15 protein-coding genes are annotated in these 12,448 nt (G+C 70.6%); 7 read left to right on the top strand and 8 right to left on the bottom strand.

Going from position 1 to position 12,448, the window contains the following annotated elements; genetic code table 11:
• Window positions 1-297 precede the first annotated feature (297 nt).
• On the bottom strand, window positions 298-939 hold the full coding sequence (locus tag IEZ01_RS34015; RefSeq protein WP_189205622.1) for a DNA-3-methyladenine glycosylase: 642 nt from the start codon (window positions 937-939) through the stop codon (window positions 298-300).
• Between the two features lie 84 nt (window positions 940-1,023).
• Between IEZ01_RS34015 and IEZ01_RS34010 the strand changes: the two genes are divergently transcribed.
• The 3 genes from IEZ01_RS34010 (at window position 1,024) to IEZ01_RS34000 (ending at window position 3,048) form a co-directional block, all read left to right on the top strand.
• The gene (locus tag IEZ01_RS34010; RefSeq protein WP_019885192.1) at window positions 1,024-1,806 is read left to right on the top strand and encodes a sporulation protein; all 783 of its coding nucleotides are present in this window, start codon (window positions 1,024-1,026) and stop codon (window positions 1,804-1,806) included.
• Between the two features lie 38 nt (window positions 1,807-1,844).
• Window positions 1,845-2,375, top strand: a complete 531-nt coding sequence (locus tag IEZ01_RS34005) for a YbhB/YbcL family Raf kinase inhibitor-like protein (RefSeq protein ID WP_019885193.1) — start codon at window positions 1,845-1,847, stop codon at window positions 2,373-2,375.
• A gap of 157 nt (window positions 2,376-2,532) precedes the next feature.
• A complete protein-coding gene (locus IEZ01_RS34000; RefSeq protein WP_019885194.1) occupies window positions 2,533-3,048 on the top strand; it encodes an HNH endonuclease in 516 nt (171 codons plus the stop codon).
• 69 nt (window positions 3,049-3,117) lie between these two features.
• Here the strand turns inward: IEZ01_RS34000 and IEZ01_RS33995 are convergent, their stop codons facing one another.
• From IEZ01_RS33995 to IEZ01_RS33980, 4 genes are all read right to left on the bottom strand, one after another.
• Entirely contained in the window at window positions 3,118-3,891 is a 774-nt protein-coding gene (locus tag IEZ01_RS33995; RefSeq protein ID WP_189205620.1) for a sulfite exporter TauE/SafE family protein, read from the bottom strand.
• 123 nt (window positions 3,892-4,014) lie between these two features.
• Complete coding sequence (locus tag IEZ01_RS33990; protein ID WP_019885196.1) at window positions 4,015-4,965, bottom strand: SPFH domain-containing protein; 951 nt, start codon at window positions 4,963-4,965, stop codon at window positions 4,015-4,017.
• A 90-nt stretch (window positions 4,966-5,055) separates the two neighbouring features.
• Window positions 5,056-5,484: an NfeD family protein gene (locus IEZ01_RS33985; protein WP_019885197.1), complete on the bottom strand. Its 429-nt coding sequence runs from the start codon at window positions 5,482-5,484 to the stop codon at window positions 5,056-5,058.
• An 82-nt stretch (window positions 5,485-5,566) separates the two neighbouring features.
• Window positions 5,567-6,358: an ABC transporter ATP-binding protein gene (locus IEZ01_RS33980; RefSeq protein ID WP_019885198.1), complete on the bottom strand. Its 792-nt coding sequence runs from the start codon at window positions 6,356-6,358 to the stop codon at window positions 5,567-5,569.
• 123 nt (window positions 6,359-6,481) lie between these two features.
• Here IEZ01_RS33980 and IEZ01_RS33975 point away from each other — a divergent pair, with 123 nt between their 5' ends.
• Window positions 6,482-7,276 carry an Rv1486c family protein gene (locus IEZ01_RS33975; RefSeq protein WP_028797374.1) on the top strand — a complete coding sequence of 265 codons (795 nt, stop codon included), beginning with the start codon at window positions 6,482-6,484 and terminating at the stop codon, window positions 7,274-7,276.
• 98 nt (window positions 7,277-7,374) lie between these two features.
• Here the strand turns inward: IEZ01_RS33975 and IEZ01_RS33970 are convergent, their stop codons facing one another.
• The 3 genes from IEZ01_RS33970 to IEZ01_RS33960 all read right to left on the bottom strand — a co-directional run bounded on the left by IEZ01_RS33970 (window position 7,375) and on the right by IEZ01_RS33960 (window position 9,603).
• Window positions 7,375-7,617, bottom strand: a complete 243-nt coding sequence (locus tag IEZ01_RS33970) for a chaplin (RefSeq protein WP_019885200.1) — start codon at window positions 7,615-7,617, stop codon at window positions 7,375-7,377.
• Window positions 7,618-7,766: 149 nt separating this feature from the next.
• Window positions 7,767-8,414, bottom strand: coding sequence for a response regulator (locus tag IEZ01_RS33965; protein ID WP_028797375.1), 648 nt, complete (start codon window positions 8,412-8,414; stop codon window positions 7,767-7,769).
• 43 nt (window positions 8,415-8,457) lie between these two features.
• Window positions 8,458-9,603: a GAF domain-containing sensor histidine kinase gene (locus IEZ01_RS33960; protein WP_189205618.1), complete on the bottom strand. Its 1,146-nt coding sequence runs from the start codon at window positions 9,601-9,603 to the stop codon at window positions 8,458-8,460.
• A gap of 172 nt (window positions 9,604-9,775) precedes the next feature.
• Here IEZ01_RS33960 and IEZ01_RS33955 point away from each other — a divergent pair, with 172 nt between their 5' ends.
• From IEZ01_RS33955 to IEZ01_RS33945, 3 genes are all read left to right on the top strand, one after another.
• Window positions 9,776-10,474, top strand: coding sequence for an SDR family NAD(P)-dependent oxidoreductase (locus IEZ01_RS33955; protein WP_189205616.1), 699 nt, complete (start codon window positions 9,776-9,778; stop codon window positions 10,472-10,474).
• Window positions 10,475-10,520: 46 nt separating this feature from the next.
• Window positions 10,521-11,606 carry an S-adenosylmethionine:tRNA ribosyltransferase-isomerase gene (locus tag IEZ01_RS33950; protein WP_189205614.1) on the top strand — a complete coding sequence of 362 codons (1,086 nt, stop codon included), beginning with the start codon at window positions 10,521-10,523 and terminating at the stop codon, window positions 11,604-11,606.
• Between the two features lie 291 nt (window positions 11,607-11,897).
• The coding region (locus IEZ01_RS33945) for a lytic transglycosylase (protein WP_189205612.1) at window positions 11,898-12,448 on the top strand (551 nt) is incomplete at its 3' end.

Raw genomic sequence — 12,448 nt, 5'->3', positions numbered from 1 at the left:
CGGGCGCTTCCCTTCGGTCTTTCGTGTTTCCAACCTTACCAGATCCTTTTTCCGTTCCGTTTCCGGTTCGGATTTCGTTTCCGGTGGCCGTTGGGGGCCTTTGCCTTTCGGCGTGTCCACTACTTTAGCCGATTTCCCTGGCGACTCATAATCGAGTCTCCCGAATCGAATTCCGGCATGCCGAAATCCGCACCCGTTTGGGTTCGTCGTAGGTAGTGGATGGCCGCTTCCGGGGTGCTGAACAGCACGGCCCGTCTCAAGCGGCTCGGGCTACGTTAGGCGGCTCGGGAGGGGGAGTCAAGTTGCCCTGCGGCGCGGGGTGTGGGCCCGGTAGGGGCTCACTGTGGGGTCGCCGTCGATCCAGTAGCGCCAGGGGTGGTTGGCGCCGTCGCCGCCCACGCCCGTGCGCGGGCCGTTGCGTACCTGTTCAGGGGTGGGCGGGGCGCCCGTAAGGACGGAGAGGAGTCCGTCCGGACCGGCGCAGACGTCCGTGCCGTCGTGGGTGCGGTCGACGGCGAGGGCGGTGGCGAGGCGGGCCGGGCCTTTGGCCAGTTCCTTGTCGTTACGGGCCGAGATTCGACGGGGGCGGACCAGGTCCGCGCCCACCTGTACCTCCCCCGCGCGCAGCAGCACACCGCTCGCCCGTCCCTCCGGGCCGCACACCAGGTTCAGGCAGTGCCACATGCCGTAGGTGAAGTAGACGTAGGCGTGGCCGGGGGGTCCGAACATCACGGCGTTGCGGGCCGTACGGCCGCGGAAGGCGTGGGAGCCGGGGTCGAGCTCGCCCGCGTAGGCCTCGACCTCGGTGATGCGGAGCTCGATGGGTCCGTCATCCGTTCTGCGTACCAGGGTGCGGCCAAGCAGGTCGGGTGCGACCTCCAGGACGGGGCGGTCGAAGAAGTCCCGGGGCAGCGGCGTACGGTCGGGGCGCTCGATCATGGCGTCCGAGGGTACTGGGGAGCGGCAGGGAACCGGCTACGGTCGTGGCGCGTATGTAGGGGTCAGGACCAAGAAGGAGTGGACATGGGCTTCAAGAAGCTGCTCGCGAGCCTGGGCGCAGGCGGCGCGTCCGTCGAGACGGTGCTCACCGAGGAGAACGTCGTTCCCGGTGGGGTCGTCCAGGGCGAGGTGCGGATCCAGGGCGGCTCGGTCGACCAGCAGATCGAGGCGCTCTCGGTCGGTCTGCAGGCGCGGGTCGAGGTCGAGGGTGGTGAGCAGGAGGTCAAGCAGGACATCGAGTTCACCAAGGTGCGCCTTGGGGGCGCGTTCGAGGTGAAGGCCGGGGCGGTGCATGTGGTGCCGTTCGGTCTCGAGATCCCGTGGGAGACCCCGGTCACGTGCATCGCCGGGCAGCAGCTGCACGGGATGCACATCGGTGTGACGACCGAGCTGGAGATCGCGCGCGCGGTCGACTCGGGCGACCTGGACCCGATCAACGTGCACCCGCTGCCGGCGCAGCAGGCCATCCTGGACGCCTTCGTCCAGCTGGGCTTCCGCTTCAAGAGCGCCGACATGGAGCGCGGGCACATCCGGGGGACGCGTCAGCGGCTGCCCTTCTACCAGGAGATCGAGTTCTTCCCGCCGCAGCAGTACCGCGGGCTGAACCAGGTCGAGGTCAGTTTTGTCGCGGACGATCGTGAGATGGACGTCGTCCTGGAGATGGACAAGAAGCCGGGGCTGTTCAGCGAGGGCAGTGACTCGTTCCGCTCGTTCAAGGTCGGTCTGACCGACTTTCAGTCCACCGACTGGGCCGCGTACCTCAACCAGTGGCTCGCCGACGTCGGCGGAAAGCGCAACTGGCTCTAGGCTGCGGGCTGGAGATCGGACGAATCGGAGGTTCTTACGTGGCCGAGGTGAAGAGGGCGCCGCTCCCTCATGACTTCCACCCGCCGGTGCCGTCGTTCACGGTGGTGAGTGACGACCTCAAGCCGGGTGCCGTGCTGTCGGACGCGCAGGTGTACGCGGAGGGGAACACGTCGCCGCATCTGCGGTGGGAGGGGTTCCCTGCGGAGACGAAGAGCTTCGCGGTGACCTGCTTCGATCCGGACGCGCCGACCGGTAGCGGGTTCTGGCACTGGGTGCTCTTCGACATTCCGGCGTCGGTGACCGAGCTGCCGACGGGCGCGGGTAGCGGGGAGTTCAAAGGGCTGCCGTCGGGTGCGGTGCATGTCCGCAACGACTACGGGTCGAAGGACTTCGGCGGTGCGGCGCCGCCCGAGGGTGAAAACCACCGTTATGTCTTCACCGTGTATGCGGTGGACAGCGAGAAGATCGGGCCGGACGCGGATGCGTCGCCGGCTGTGGTCGGGTTCCATCTGCGGTTCCACTCGCTGGGTCGGGCCCAACTGATCGGTGAGTACGCGTCCCTGGCGTAGAGCTGACGTTCGCTTTTTGTTTGCCCGCTTCTGGTCTTGGAGAGATCAGGAGCGGGCACTTTTTTATTGCGTTGTCCAACCCGGCCCGCCCGGCCAGAGTTGATCCAAGCCCCAGGCCCGCCACGAGGGCCGGGCCGGCACACGGGAGGTGGGCACAGTGCGGGACACGCTGGTACTGAACGCGAGCTTCGAGCCACTGTCGACGGTGACGCTCAACCGTGCGGTGGTGCTGGTACTCCAGGACAAGGCCGTCGTCGAGCAGGAGCATCCCGAGCTGCGTGTGCGTGCCGCCGCCGTGGATCTTCCGGTGCCGAGGGTGATCAGGCTCTGCCGGTACGTCCGGGTGCCGTTCCGAAGACAGGCGCCGTGGTCGAGGCGGGGTGTGCTGGTACGGGACCAGCACCGGTGCGCGTACTGCGGCAGGCGGGCGACGACCGTGGACCATGTGGTGCCGCGGGCGCAGGGTGGTGCGGACAGCTGGCTGAACACGGTGGCGTCGTGTGCGGAGGACAACCACCGCAAGGCGGACCGTACGCCGGAGCAGGCGGGGATGCCGTTGCTGCGGGAGCCGTTCGTGCCGTCTCCGGCGGATGCGATGCTGCTGTCGCTGGCGGCCGGTGACCGGTCCGCGCTGCCGGAGTGGCTGGCTTCGGGGGCTGCCCCGGCGGCGTAGGCCGGGGGGTTTGTGCTGTGCGGTGAGCCCGTCCTCGTACGAGGGCGGGCTCACCGCTTTGTGCGGGGGCTACTTGAGGGTGAGCTGGAGGATCGCGACGATGCCGACGGCGATGATCACTCCGCGTAGTACGGCGGGCGGGAGGCGGCGGCCGACCTTGGCGCCGATCTGGCCGCCGATGGTGGAGCCGACGGCGATGAGGAGGACGGCGGTCCAGTCGAATTCGGCGACGAAGAGGAAGAAGACGGCGGCGACGCCGTTGACGACGGCGCTGAGGATGTTCTTGACGGCGTTGATGCGCTGGATGCTGTCGTGGAGGAGCAGGCCCATCAGGGAGAGATAGAGGACTCCTTGGGCGGCGCCGAAGTAGCCGCCGTACGCGCTGGCGAGGAGGAGGCCGGCGAGGAGAGCGATGCCGCCGTCGGGGTGGGCATCGGTACCGGTGGCCTCGCGGCGGCGCTTGACGGCGGCGGCGATGCGGGGCTGGAGGAGGACGAGGACGAGCGCGAGGCCGATCAGGACGGGGACGATCGTGTCGAACGCGTCGGACGGCAGGGCGAGGAGCAGGATCGCGCCGAGGAGGCCGCCGAGGAGTGCCGTGCCGCCGAGGCGGAGGACGCGGCGGGTCTGGTCTTTCAGTTCGCGGCGGTAGCCGATGGCTCCGCTGATGGATCCGGGGACCAGGCCGAGGGAGTTGGACACGTTGGCCGTGATCGGCGGGAGACCGGTGGCGAGCAGCACGGGGAAGGTGATGAGGGTGCCTGAGCCGACGATCGTGTTGATGGTTCCGGCGCCGATTCCGGCTGCCAGGACCGCGAGAGCTTCCCAGATGGACAAAGCCATCTCCTTACACAATCAGTGAGACGCCTCCCCGCCATGGAGGTCGGGGGGCCTCACTGATCATGCACGACCGTTGTACGGCACAGTCAACGGCTCCGGATCAACTGGTCACCGGATCAACGGGACTCAGTCGACCGGGGGTTCTTCGCGGCGCTCGGTGCCGGCCGAGGGACCCTTGCCGCCGGTGTTGAAGCCGGGGGTTCCGCCGCCGAGGTTGCCAAAGGCGCCGGAGAGGCCCTTGAGGGCGTCGCCGATCTCGCTGGGCACGATCCAGAGCTTGTTGGCGTCCCCCTCGGCGATCTTGGGGAGCATCTGGAGGTACTGGTACGAGAGCAGCTTCTGGTCCGGGTCTCCGGCGTGGATGGCCTCGAAGACCGTACGGACGGCCTGGGCTTCGCCCTCGGCGCGCAGGGCGGCGGCCTTGGCCTCACCTTCGGCGCGGAGGATGGCGGACTGCTTCTCGCCTTCGGCGGTGAGGATCTGGGACTGACGGATGCCCTCGGCGGTGAGGATGGCGGCGCGCTTGTCGCGGTCGGCGCGCATCTGCTTCTCCATCGAGTCCTGGATGGAGGTCGGCGGCTCGATGGCCTTGAGCTCGACGCGGTTGACGCGGATGCCCCACTTGCCGGTGGCCTCGTCGAGCACGCCGCGCAGGGCCGCGTTGATCTCCTCGCGGGAGGTGAGGGTCCGTTCCAGGTCCATGCCGCCGATGATGTTGCGCAGGGTGGTGACGGTCAGCTGCTCGATCGCCTGGATGTAGCTGGCGACTTCGTACGTGGCGGCGCGGGCGTCGGTCACCTGGTAGTAGATGACGGTGTCGATGTTGACGACCAGGTTGTCCTGGGTGATCACCGGCTGGGGCGGGAAGGGGACGACCTGTTCGCGCAGGTCGATGCGGTTGCGGATGGAGTCGATGAAGGGGACGACGATGTTCAGGCCCGCGTTGAGTGTGCGGGTGTAGCGGCCGAAGCGTTCCACGATCGCGGCGCTGGCCTGAGGGATGACCTGGATCGTCTTGATCAGTGCGATGAAGACAAGCACCACCAGAATGATCAGGACGATGATGACTGATGGCATCGTGTTCCCCGAGCCCTTCGCTGCCGGATGATTACGATCATCGATTTTTCCAGATGGCGGAGGCGCGCGTGCACCGATCGGAGGGTTCGGTCACATCACGACGGCGGTGGCTCCGTCGATCTCCACGACGTCCACCTGCTGGCCCGGTTCGAAGGTCTGCTCCCCGTCGAGGGAGCGGGCGGACCAGATCTCGCCCGCGAGTTTGATGCGGCCTCCGTGGCCGTCGACCCGTTCCAGGACGACGGCCTGACGGCCTTTCAGGGCGTCGATGCCGGTGGCGATGCCGGGCCGCCCGTCGCGGTGGCGGGCGGCGATGGGGCGTACGACCGCGATCAGCGCGACCGACACCGCGGCGAAGACGACGACTTGGGCGACGACGCCGAAGCCGAGCGCGGCGGTGACGGCGCCTGCGACGGCGCCGACGGAGAGCATCCCGAACTCCGGCATCGCGGTCAGGACGAGCGGGATGCCGAGTCCCACCGCGCCGATCAGCCACCAGACCCATGCGTCGATGTCCACATCGTCATGGTAGGCGGCTTGTCGGTGCTCGGACAGGGCGCGAAGCCCCTGAGGTCGGGCGCGCAGACTCGGGTGCGCCGGGTCAGGCGAGCGGGAGGCCCTGGGCGGTGTAGCGGTCGCCGACGTGCTCGACGACGAGCGGCAGGCCGAAGCAGCGTGACAGGTTGCGGGAGGTGAGCTCGGTCTCCATGGGGCCGTTGGCGAGCACCTTGCCCTGACGGATCATCAGGACGTGGGTGAAGCCCGGCGGGATCTCCTCGACATGGTGGGTGACCATGATCATGGAGGGGGCGTACGGGTCGCGGGCGAGCCGGCCGAGGCGGCGGACCAGGTCCTCGCGGCCGCCGAGGTCGAGGCCGGCGGCGGGCTCGTCGAGGAGGAGGAGCTCGGGGTCGGTCATCATCGCGCGGGCGATGAGGGTGCGCTTGCGCTCGCCCTCGGAGAGGGTGCCGAACTTGCGGTCCAGGAACTCGGTCATGCCGAGGCGGTCGAGGAAGGCGCGGGCGCGGTCCTCGTCGACGGCGTCGTAGTCCTCGTGCCAGGTGGCGGTCATGCCGTACGCGGCGGTGAGGACGGTCTGCAGGACCGTCTGGCGCTTGGGCAGCTTGTCGGCCATGGCGATGCCGGCCATGCCGATGCGGGGGCGCAGGTCGAAGACGTCGACCTTGCCGAGCTGCTCGTCGAGGATCCGGGCGGTGCCGCTGGACGGGAAGAGATAGCTGGAGGCGATGTTGAGCAGGGTGGTCTTGCCGGCGCCGTTGGGGCCGAGGATGACCCAGCGCTCGCCTTCCTTGACCGACCAGGAGACATCGTCCACCAGAGCGCGTCCGTCGCGGACCACGGATACGTCCACCAGCTCCAGTACATCGCTCATGAGCGCGTTGTCTCCCCTTGCGGTCGAGTCGTCGTCGGTGCGCCTGCAGGCGCAGCTCCGAGGGAAAACCTACGCCACCGGTCGAGGAGGCCGGTGCGTAGGGCGGGTGCCTAGGCTGGGTCCATGCTCTCTGAACCACGCTCAGGACGGTTGGCCGCTTGGGGAAATGCCCTGTTGGCCGGATTTGTATCACCTGATGACGCGGCGACCGCGATCGTCGGGGAGGACGCGGTGCACCGGGTGGAGGGGTTGCCCGGCGAGCCGGGGCCGGTCGGGCTGACACTGGCCCTGGGGCGGCTGCGACGGCTGGGGATCACCGGCTACCGGGTCGCGCTGCCGGCGCCGGGACATCCGCTCGGGCTGAGCGGACCGCCGGAGTTCAACGCGGCCGCGCTGGAGGCCGAGGAGGCGGTGGTCGGTTTCGGCGCGCCGTACGGGCTGGTGCCGGAGGTGTCCGAGGCGGGGCCCGAGGGCGACGTCCATGTGGAGGTCGTCTGGCGCTGCCTGCCGGTGCGGGAGGCTCCCCCGGCGGACGTGCCGTCGCTCGGGGAGGCGGAGCGGGAGCTGGCGGAGGCCCTGCGGGAGGCGACCGAGGCGCTGACGCGGCTGGACGTGGCCGGCTCGGGTCCGGTGGCGGACGCGGCGCGGGACGCGTACCGGGCGCGGGCGGAGGCCTCGGCGGGCCGTGAAGTGCTGGCGCCGGGGTATCCGGGGCGGGCGGTACGGGTCCTGGAGCTGGCCCAGCGGGTGGGGCTGCTGATCTCGCTGGCGTCCGGCCACGGTCATGGGGGCGCGGTGAGTGCCTCGGAGATGGCGGCGCGGGGGGCGGCGCTGCGGCCGGTGGAGCGGGTGGCGCGGCGGGCGCAGGTGGCGGCGTACAACGCGTGGGTGGAGGAGCGCGAGCGGGAACGCGGCTGACGATCACCGCGTCCTGAGGTTCGCTGAGGCCGCCGAGCCCCGAAAACCACAAACCGGCCCCCGGGGAGTGGTGGGGGCCGGTCGTGGTGGGGGGAGCGTCAGTGGTTGACGCTGGAGTTGCCGAACGCGGGGTTCAGGACGCCGATCACGTTGACGCTGTTGCCGGTGGCGTTCACCGGGACGTCGACGGGGGCCTGGACCAGGTTGCCGGAGAGGACGCCGGGCGAGTTCTTGGCCAGGCCGTCGGCGTGCGCGCCGTGGGCGGCGGCGGCGCCGGCACCCGCGGCGACGATGCCTCCGGCGACCATGGCTACGGCGGCGGCCTTCTTCAGGTTCTTCACTTCAAGTTCCTCCTGGTCATCGCCGCGGCCAATCACCGCGGCACGCCATGAAGAACGCTCCCGCGCCGCAGGGGATACGCCAGGTGGGTGACATACACCCGACGGTATGAATCTCTGACCGGAGAGCCGTTTTCTGTATCAGCCCTTCGTCAGGTCGTCAGCCCATGTCTGACCGCCCAGAGCGCGGCCTGGGTGCGGTCGGCCAGGTCCAGCTTCATGAGGATGTTCGAGACGTGTGTCTTGACGGTCTTCTCGGAGAGGACCAGGGCCCGGGCGATCTCCCGGTTGGAGCGTCCGTCGGCGATGAGGCCGAGGACTTCCCGCTCCCGTTCGGTGAGGGTGTTCCCGCGGCCCGTACCGCTCGGGCTGTCCTCCTGGGAGAGGAGGGCTCCGGCGACCTCGGGCTGGAGGAGGACGTGTCCGGCGTGGACGGAGCGGATGGCGCCGGCGAGGGCGTCGGGGTCGACGTCCTTGTAGACGTACCCGGAGGCTCCGGCGCGCAGGGCGGGGACGACGGTGCGCTGCTCGGTGAAGCTGGTGACGACGAGGACCTTGGCCGGGTTGGCCAGCTCGCGCAGTTTGCGCAGGGCTTCGATGCCGTCCATGCCGGGCATCTTGACGTCCATGAGGACCACGTCGGGGCGGAGCTCCTCGGCGCGGGCGACTCCTTCGGCGCCGTCTCCCGCCTCTCCGACGACCTCGATGTCGTCCTGGACCTCCAGGAAGGTGCGCAGCCCGCGGCGGACGACCTGATGGTCGTCCACCAGCAGCACGCGAATGGCCCTCCCGTCGCCCACCACCGCCCTTCTGTCGAAGCGCTCCGCGCTGCCCCTTTCTTTCTCAGCCACCGGGGACCTCCATCTCGATCGTGGTGCCCTGCCCGGGCGCCGATTGCACGGTCAGTCTGCCGCCGACGCCGCTCGCGCGGTGCCGCATGGACACCAGCCCGAGGTGGCGGCCGGCCCGCCGGACGGCGCGGGGCTCGAAGCCCTGGCCGTTGTCGGTGATGCTCAGCAGGGCTCCTTGGCCGCGGCGGACGAGGCTGACGGCGACGTGGTCGGCCGCCGAGTGGCGCAGGGCATTGTGCAGGGCCTCCTGGGCGACCCGGAGCATGGCCTCCTCCTGGGCGGCGGGCAGGGCCCGTATGCCATGGCTGTCGAAGGTGACGCGGGCGGTGTGGGCGCGGTCCAGGACCTGGATGTGGGTGCGGAGCGTGGCGACGAGGCCGTCTTCGTCGAGGGCAGCGGGGCGCAGCTCGACGACGGCGGCGCGCAGCTCGTCGGCGGCTTCGGCGGCGAGCCGGGCGACCTGCTGGAGCTCGCCCTTGGCGCGGGCGGGGTCGCGGTCGACCAGGGCGGCGGCGGCCTGGGCGGTGAGGCGCAGCGAGAAGAGTTTCTGGCTGACGGCGTCGTGGAGCTCGTGGGCGAGGCGTGAGCGCTCCTCGGCGATGGTGAGCTCGCGGCTGCGTTCGTAGAGCCGGGCGTTGGTGAGCGCGATGGCGGCGTGCTGGGCGAGGATGCCGAGGAGTTCTTCGTCCTGCTCGGTGAAACCGCAGCCGCCTTCGGGCTTGGGGCACCTTTTGTTGGCGAGGAAGAGCGCGCCGATGATCTCGTCGCCGTCGCGGATGGGCAGGCCGAGGAAGTCGGACATGTCCGGGTGGGCATCGGGCCAGCCCTCGAATCGGGGGTCCTTGCGGACGTCGGCCAGGCGCTCGGGCCGGGCGTCGTGGAGCATCGCGGCGAGGATGCCGTGCTGCCTGGGGAGTGGGCCGATGGCCTTCCACTGCTCGTCGCTGACGCCGTCGACGACGAACTGGGCGAAGCCGCCGTGGTCGTCGGGGACGCCGAGCGCGGCGTACTCGGCGTCGAGCAGCTCGCGGGCGGAGGCGACGATCGTCTTGAGGACGTCGCGTACCTCCAGATGCCTGCTCATCGCCAGCAGGGCGGTGCTCACGGCGGCCAGTCCGGAGCGGGGTCGATGGCTCATATGTTCACCGTACCGGCGGGGTGTGACAGTCCGTATCCGACCGGGGACGGCCGTGGCCTGGGGCCCTGGGCCTAGGTCGAAGGGGGGTGGCCGACCGGGTCCGGTGGACGAGGCGGCCGGGCGGGGCGGGGTCACACGCTGGGTTCCATCGACGTACGAGGGGATGGAAGCCATGCCAGTCGCGATCATCACGGGGGCTTCGAAGGGTCTGGGCCGGGCGGTCGCCGCGGCGCTGGCGGGGCGCGGGTGGGATCTGGTGCTGGACGCCCGGTCGGCCGGGGTGCTGGAGGCGAGCGCCGAGCGGATGCGGGGGCTGGGCACGCGCGTGGTGGCGGTGCCCGGGGACGTACGGGACCCGGCGCACCGGCGGGCGCTGGTAGCCGCGGCGCGGGAGCTGGGGGGTGTGGACCTGCTGGTGAGCAATGCCAGCGCCCTGGGCGCCGAGCCGCTGGTGCGGCTGGACGCACTGCCTCTGGAGGGGCTGCGGGTGGCGCTGGAGACCAATGTGGTGGCAGCGCTGGGGCTGGTGCAGGAGTCGCTGGAGCTGTTGCGGGCGAGCGATGCCGGGGCGGTGATCGTGGTGAGTTCGGACGCGGCGGCGGAGGCGTACGAGACGTGGGGTGGTTACGGGGCGTCGAAGGCGGCGCTGGACCATCTGGCGGCGGTCCTCGCGGTGGAGGAGCCCCGGCTGCGGGTGTGGGCGGTGGACCCGGGCGACATGGGGACGGATCTGTACGCGGCGGCGGTCCCGGACGACGACGCGCCCCGGCCGAGCCCGGAGTCGGTGGCGCCGGCGTTCGTACGGCTGGTGGAGGAGCGGCCGGCGAGCGGGCGGTATGCGGCGCCGTCGCTGGTGGGGGCGGGGCGATGAGGGCGGCCGGCGGTCGGCCGGGGCTGCCCGGGCAGGAGGCGGGGCGGTGAGCGTGCTGGAGACGCTGCAGGTGCCGGAGGGGCTCTCCGCGCGCGTGCCCGCGGAGGAGCGGGGAGCGGGGCGGGACGACGTACGGCTCCTGGTGTCGCGTGGGACCGCCGTGAGTCACCACGCGTTCCGGGAGCTGCCGAAGCTGCTGCGGGCCGGGGATGTTCTCGTGGTGAACACGTCGGCGACCTTGCCGGCGGCCGTGACCGGCCGGCTGGGCGGGGACGGTGCCTGCCGGGGGCACACGGTGGTGGTGCACTTCTCGACCCGAGGGGACGACGGGCGCTGGGCGGTGGAGCTGCGTGACCCCGACGGGCGGGGCAGCACCCGGCCGCGGCCGGGAGGACCCGCGGGGGCGGCGGTGCGGCTGCCGGGCGGGAGCTCCCTGGTGCTGGAGGGGCCTGTGGTGCCCGGCGGGGCGCGGCTGTGGTGGGCCGGGGTCCAGGGGGACGTACCGGCGCTGCTGGCGCGGTACGGGCGCCCGATCCGGTACGCGTACACGGACCGGGACCAGCCGCTGGCCGCGTACCAGACGGTCTTCGCGCTCCCCCGGGCCGATGGTGCGGGGTCGGCGGAGATGCCGAGTGCGGGGCGGCCGTTCACGGCGGGGATGGTGGCGGAGCTGGTGAGCCGGGGGGTGGGGTTCGCGCCGGTGACCCTGCATACAGGGGTGGCGTCGGCGGAGGCGCACGAGCCGCCGTATCCGGAGCGGTTCGAGGTGCCGGGGTCGACCGCGCGGCTGGTGAACGCGGCGAGGGCCGGTGGCGGGCGGATCGTCGCGGTGGGGACGACGGCGGTACGGGCGCTGGAGTCGGCGGCGGGATCCGACGGGGTGGTACGGGCCGCGTCGGGGTGGACGGATCTGGTGGTGACGCCGGGCCGTGGGGTGCGGGTGGTGGACGGGTTGCTGACCGGGCTGCACGAGCCGCGGGCCTCGCATCTGCTGATGCTGGAGGCGCTGGCCGGGCCCCAGGCGCTGGCCCGGGCGTACACCGAGGCGCTGGGCCGCCTCTACCTCTGGCACGAGTTCGGCGACATCCATCTCATCCTGCCGAATGAGGAGCCTTACATTCCGCATTGCTGACGCAACGGATGGTGAGGTCGCCACCTGCCCGATGTGAGCCCGCACATAGGACCCACGTCACTTACGAAGCTCCCTAGTGGTGACCTAAAGGCCGGATTAAGGCCGTGTGGGCGGGTCTGTCTCCGGTCAGGGCGGCCTTCTGCGGGGGCCCTGATCCACTACCGGGGATCGTACGTCACACCTTTGCCACGGCATTTTGCTGCCGCTAAGAATTGCGTCCGTCGCCGCCGAGTAGGCGTTGCGCCGCCCCTGGCCTGAGCGACTCCCGCGATTTCGAAGAGGTAGTCCCGCATGTCCGCGTTCACTCCTGGTAACCGCCGTCTGAAGAAGGCCCACAAGGTCTCGATCGCCGCCGTCGCCGCCGCCGGCGCCGCCGCGGTCACCTTGTCCCTCGTCCCCGGCAGCGCCTCGGCGGACACCGAGACCAAGGCACTCGCCTCCACCCAGGTGGCCTGGGCGGCCAACACCGGCACCGCCCAGAACTCCGTCACCGAGAGCCTGACCCAGCAGCACGACGCCGTCAGCCGCATGGCCCGTGCCGAGGCCGATGCCAAGGTCGAGGCCGCCGCCAAGGCGAAGGCCGCCGCCCAGGCCAAGGCCAAGGCCGCCGCGAAGGCGAAGGCCGTGGCCAAGGCGAAGGCCGACGCCAAGAAGCGCGCCGCCGCCAAGGCCGCCGCCAGCCGCGCCGCCGTGCGCAAGCCGGTGTACCCGAACAACCTCGACGGCTGGATCCGCGAGGCGCTCGACATCATGAAGAAGCACAAGATCCCGGGCAGCTACGAGGGCATCCACCGCAACATCATGCGGGAGTCCAGCGGTAACCCGAACGCGATCAACAACTG

It is taken from the genome of Streptomyces purpureus, assembly GCF_014648195.1.
In the GTDB taxonomy this organism is placed as follows: domain Bacteria; phylum Actinomycetota; class Actinomycetes; order Streptomycetales; family Streptomycetaceae; genus Streptomyces; species Streptomyces purpureus.
Note: the sequence above shows the minus strand (reverse complement) of the source record. Positions and strands in the feature narration are given on the sequence as shown.

Coding starts and splice junctions, on each gene's coding strand:
- IEZ01_RS34015 (WP_189205622.1), bottom strand. CDS start 939: ATGATCGAGCGCCCCGACCGTACGCCGCTGCCCCGGGACTTCTTCGAC.
- IEZ01_RS34010 (WP_019885192.1), top strand. CDS start 1,024: ATGGGCTTCAAGAAGCTGCTCGCGAGCCTGGGCGCAGGCGGCGCGTCC.
- IEZ01_RS33995 (WP_189205620.1), bottom strand. CDS start 3,891: ATGGCTTTGTCCATCTGGGAAGCTCTCGCGGTCCTGGCAGCCGGAATC.
- IEZ01_RS33990 (WP_019885196.1), bottom strand. CDS start 4,965: ATGCCATCAGTCATCATCGTCCTGATCATTCTGGTGGTGCTTGTCTTC.
- IEZ01_RS33980 (WP_019885198.1), bottom strand. CDS start 6,358: ATGAGCGATGTACTGGAGCTGGTGGACGTATCCGTGGTCCGCGACGGA.
- IEZ01_RS33975 (WP_028797374.1), top strand. CDS start 6,482: ATGCTCTCTGAACCACGCTCAGGACGGTTGGCCGCTTGGGGAAATGCC.
- IEZ01_RS33960 (WP_189205618.1), bottom strand. CDS start 9,603: ATGAGCCATCGACCCCGCTCCGGACTGGCCGCCGTGAGCACCGCCCTG.
- IEZ01_RS33955 (WP_189205616.1), top strand. CDS start 9,776: ATGCCAGTCGCGATCATCACGGGGGCTTCGAAGGGTCTGGGCCGGGCG.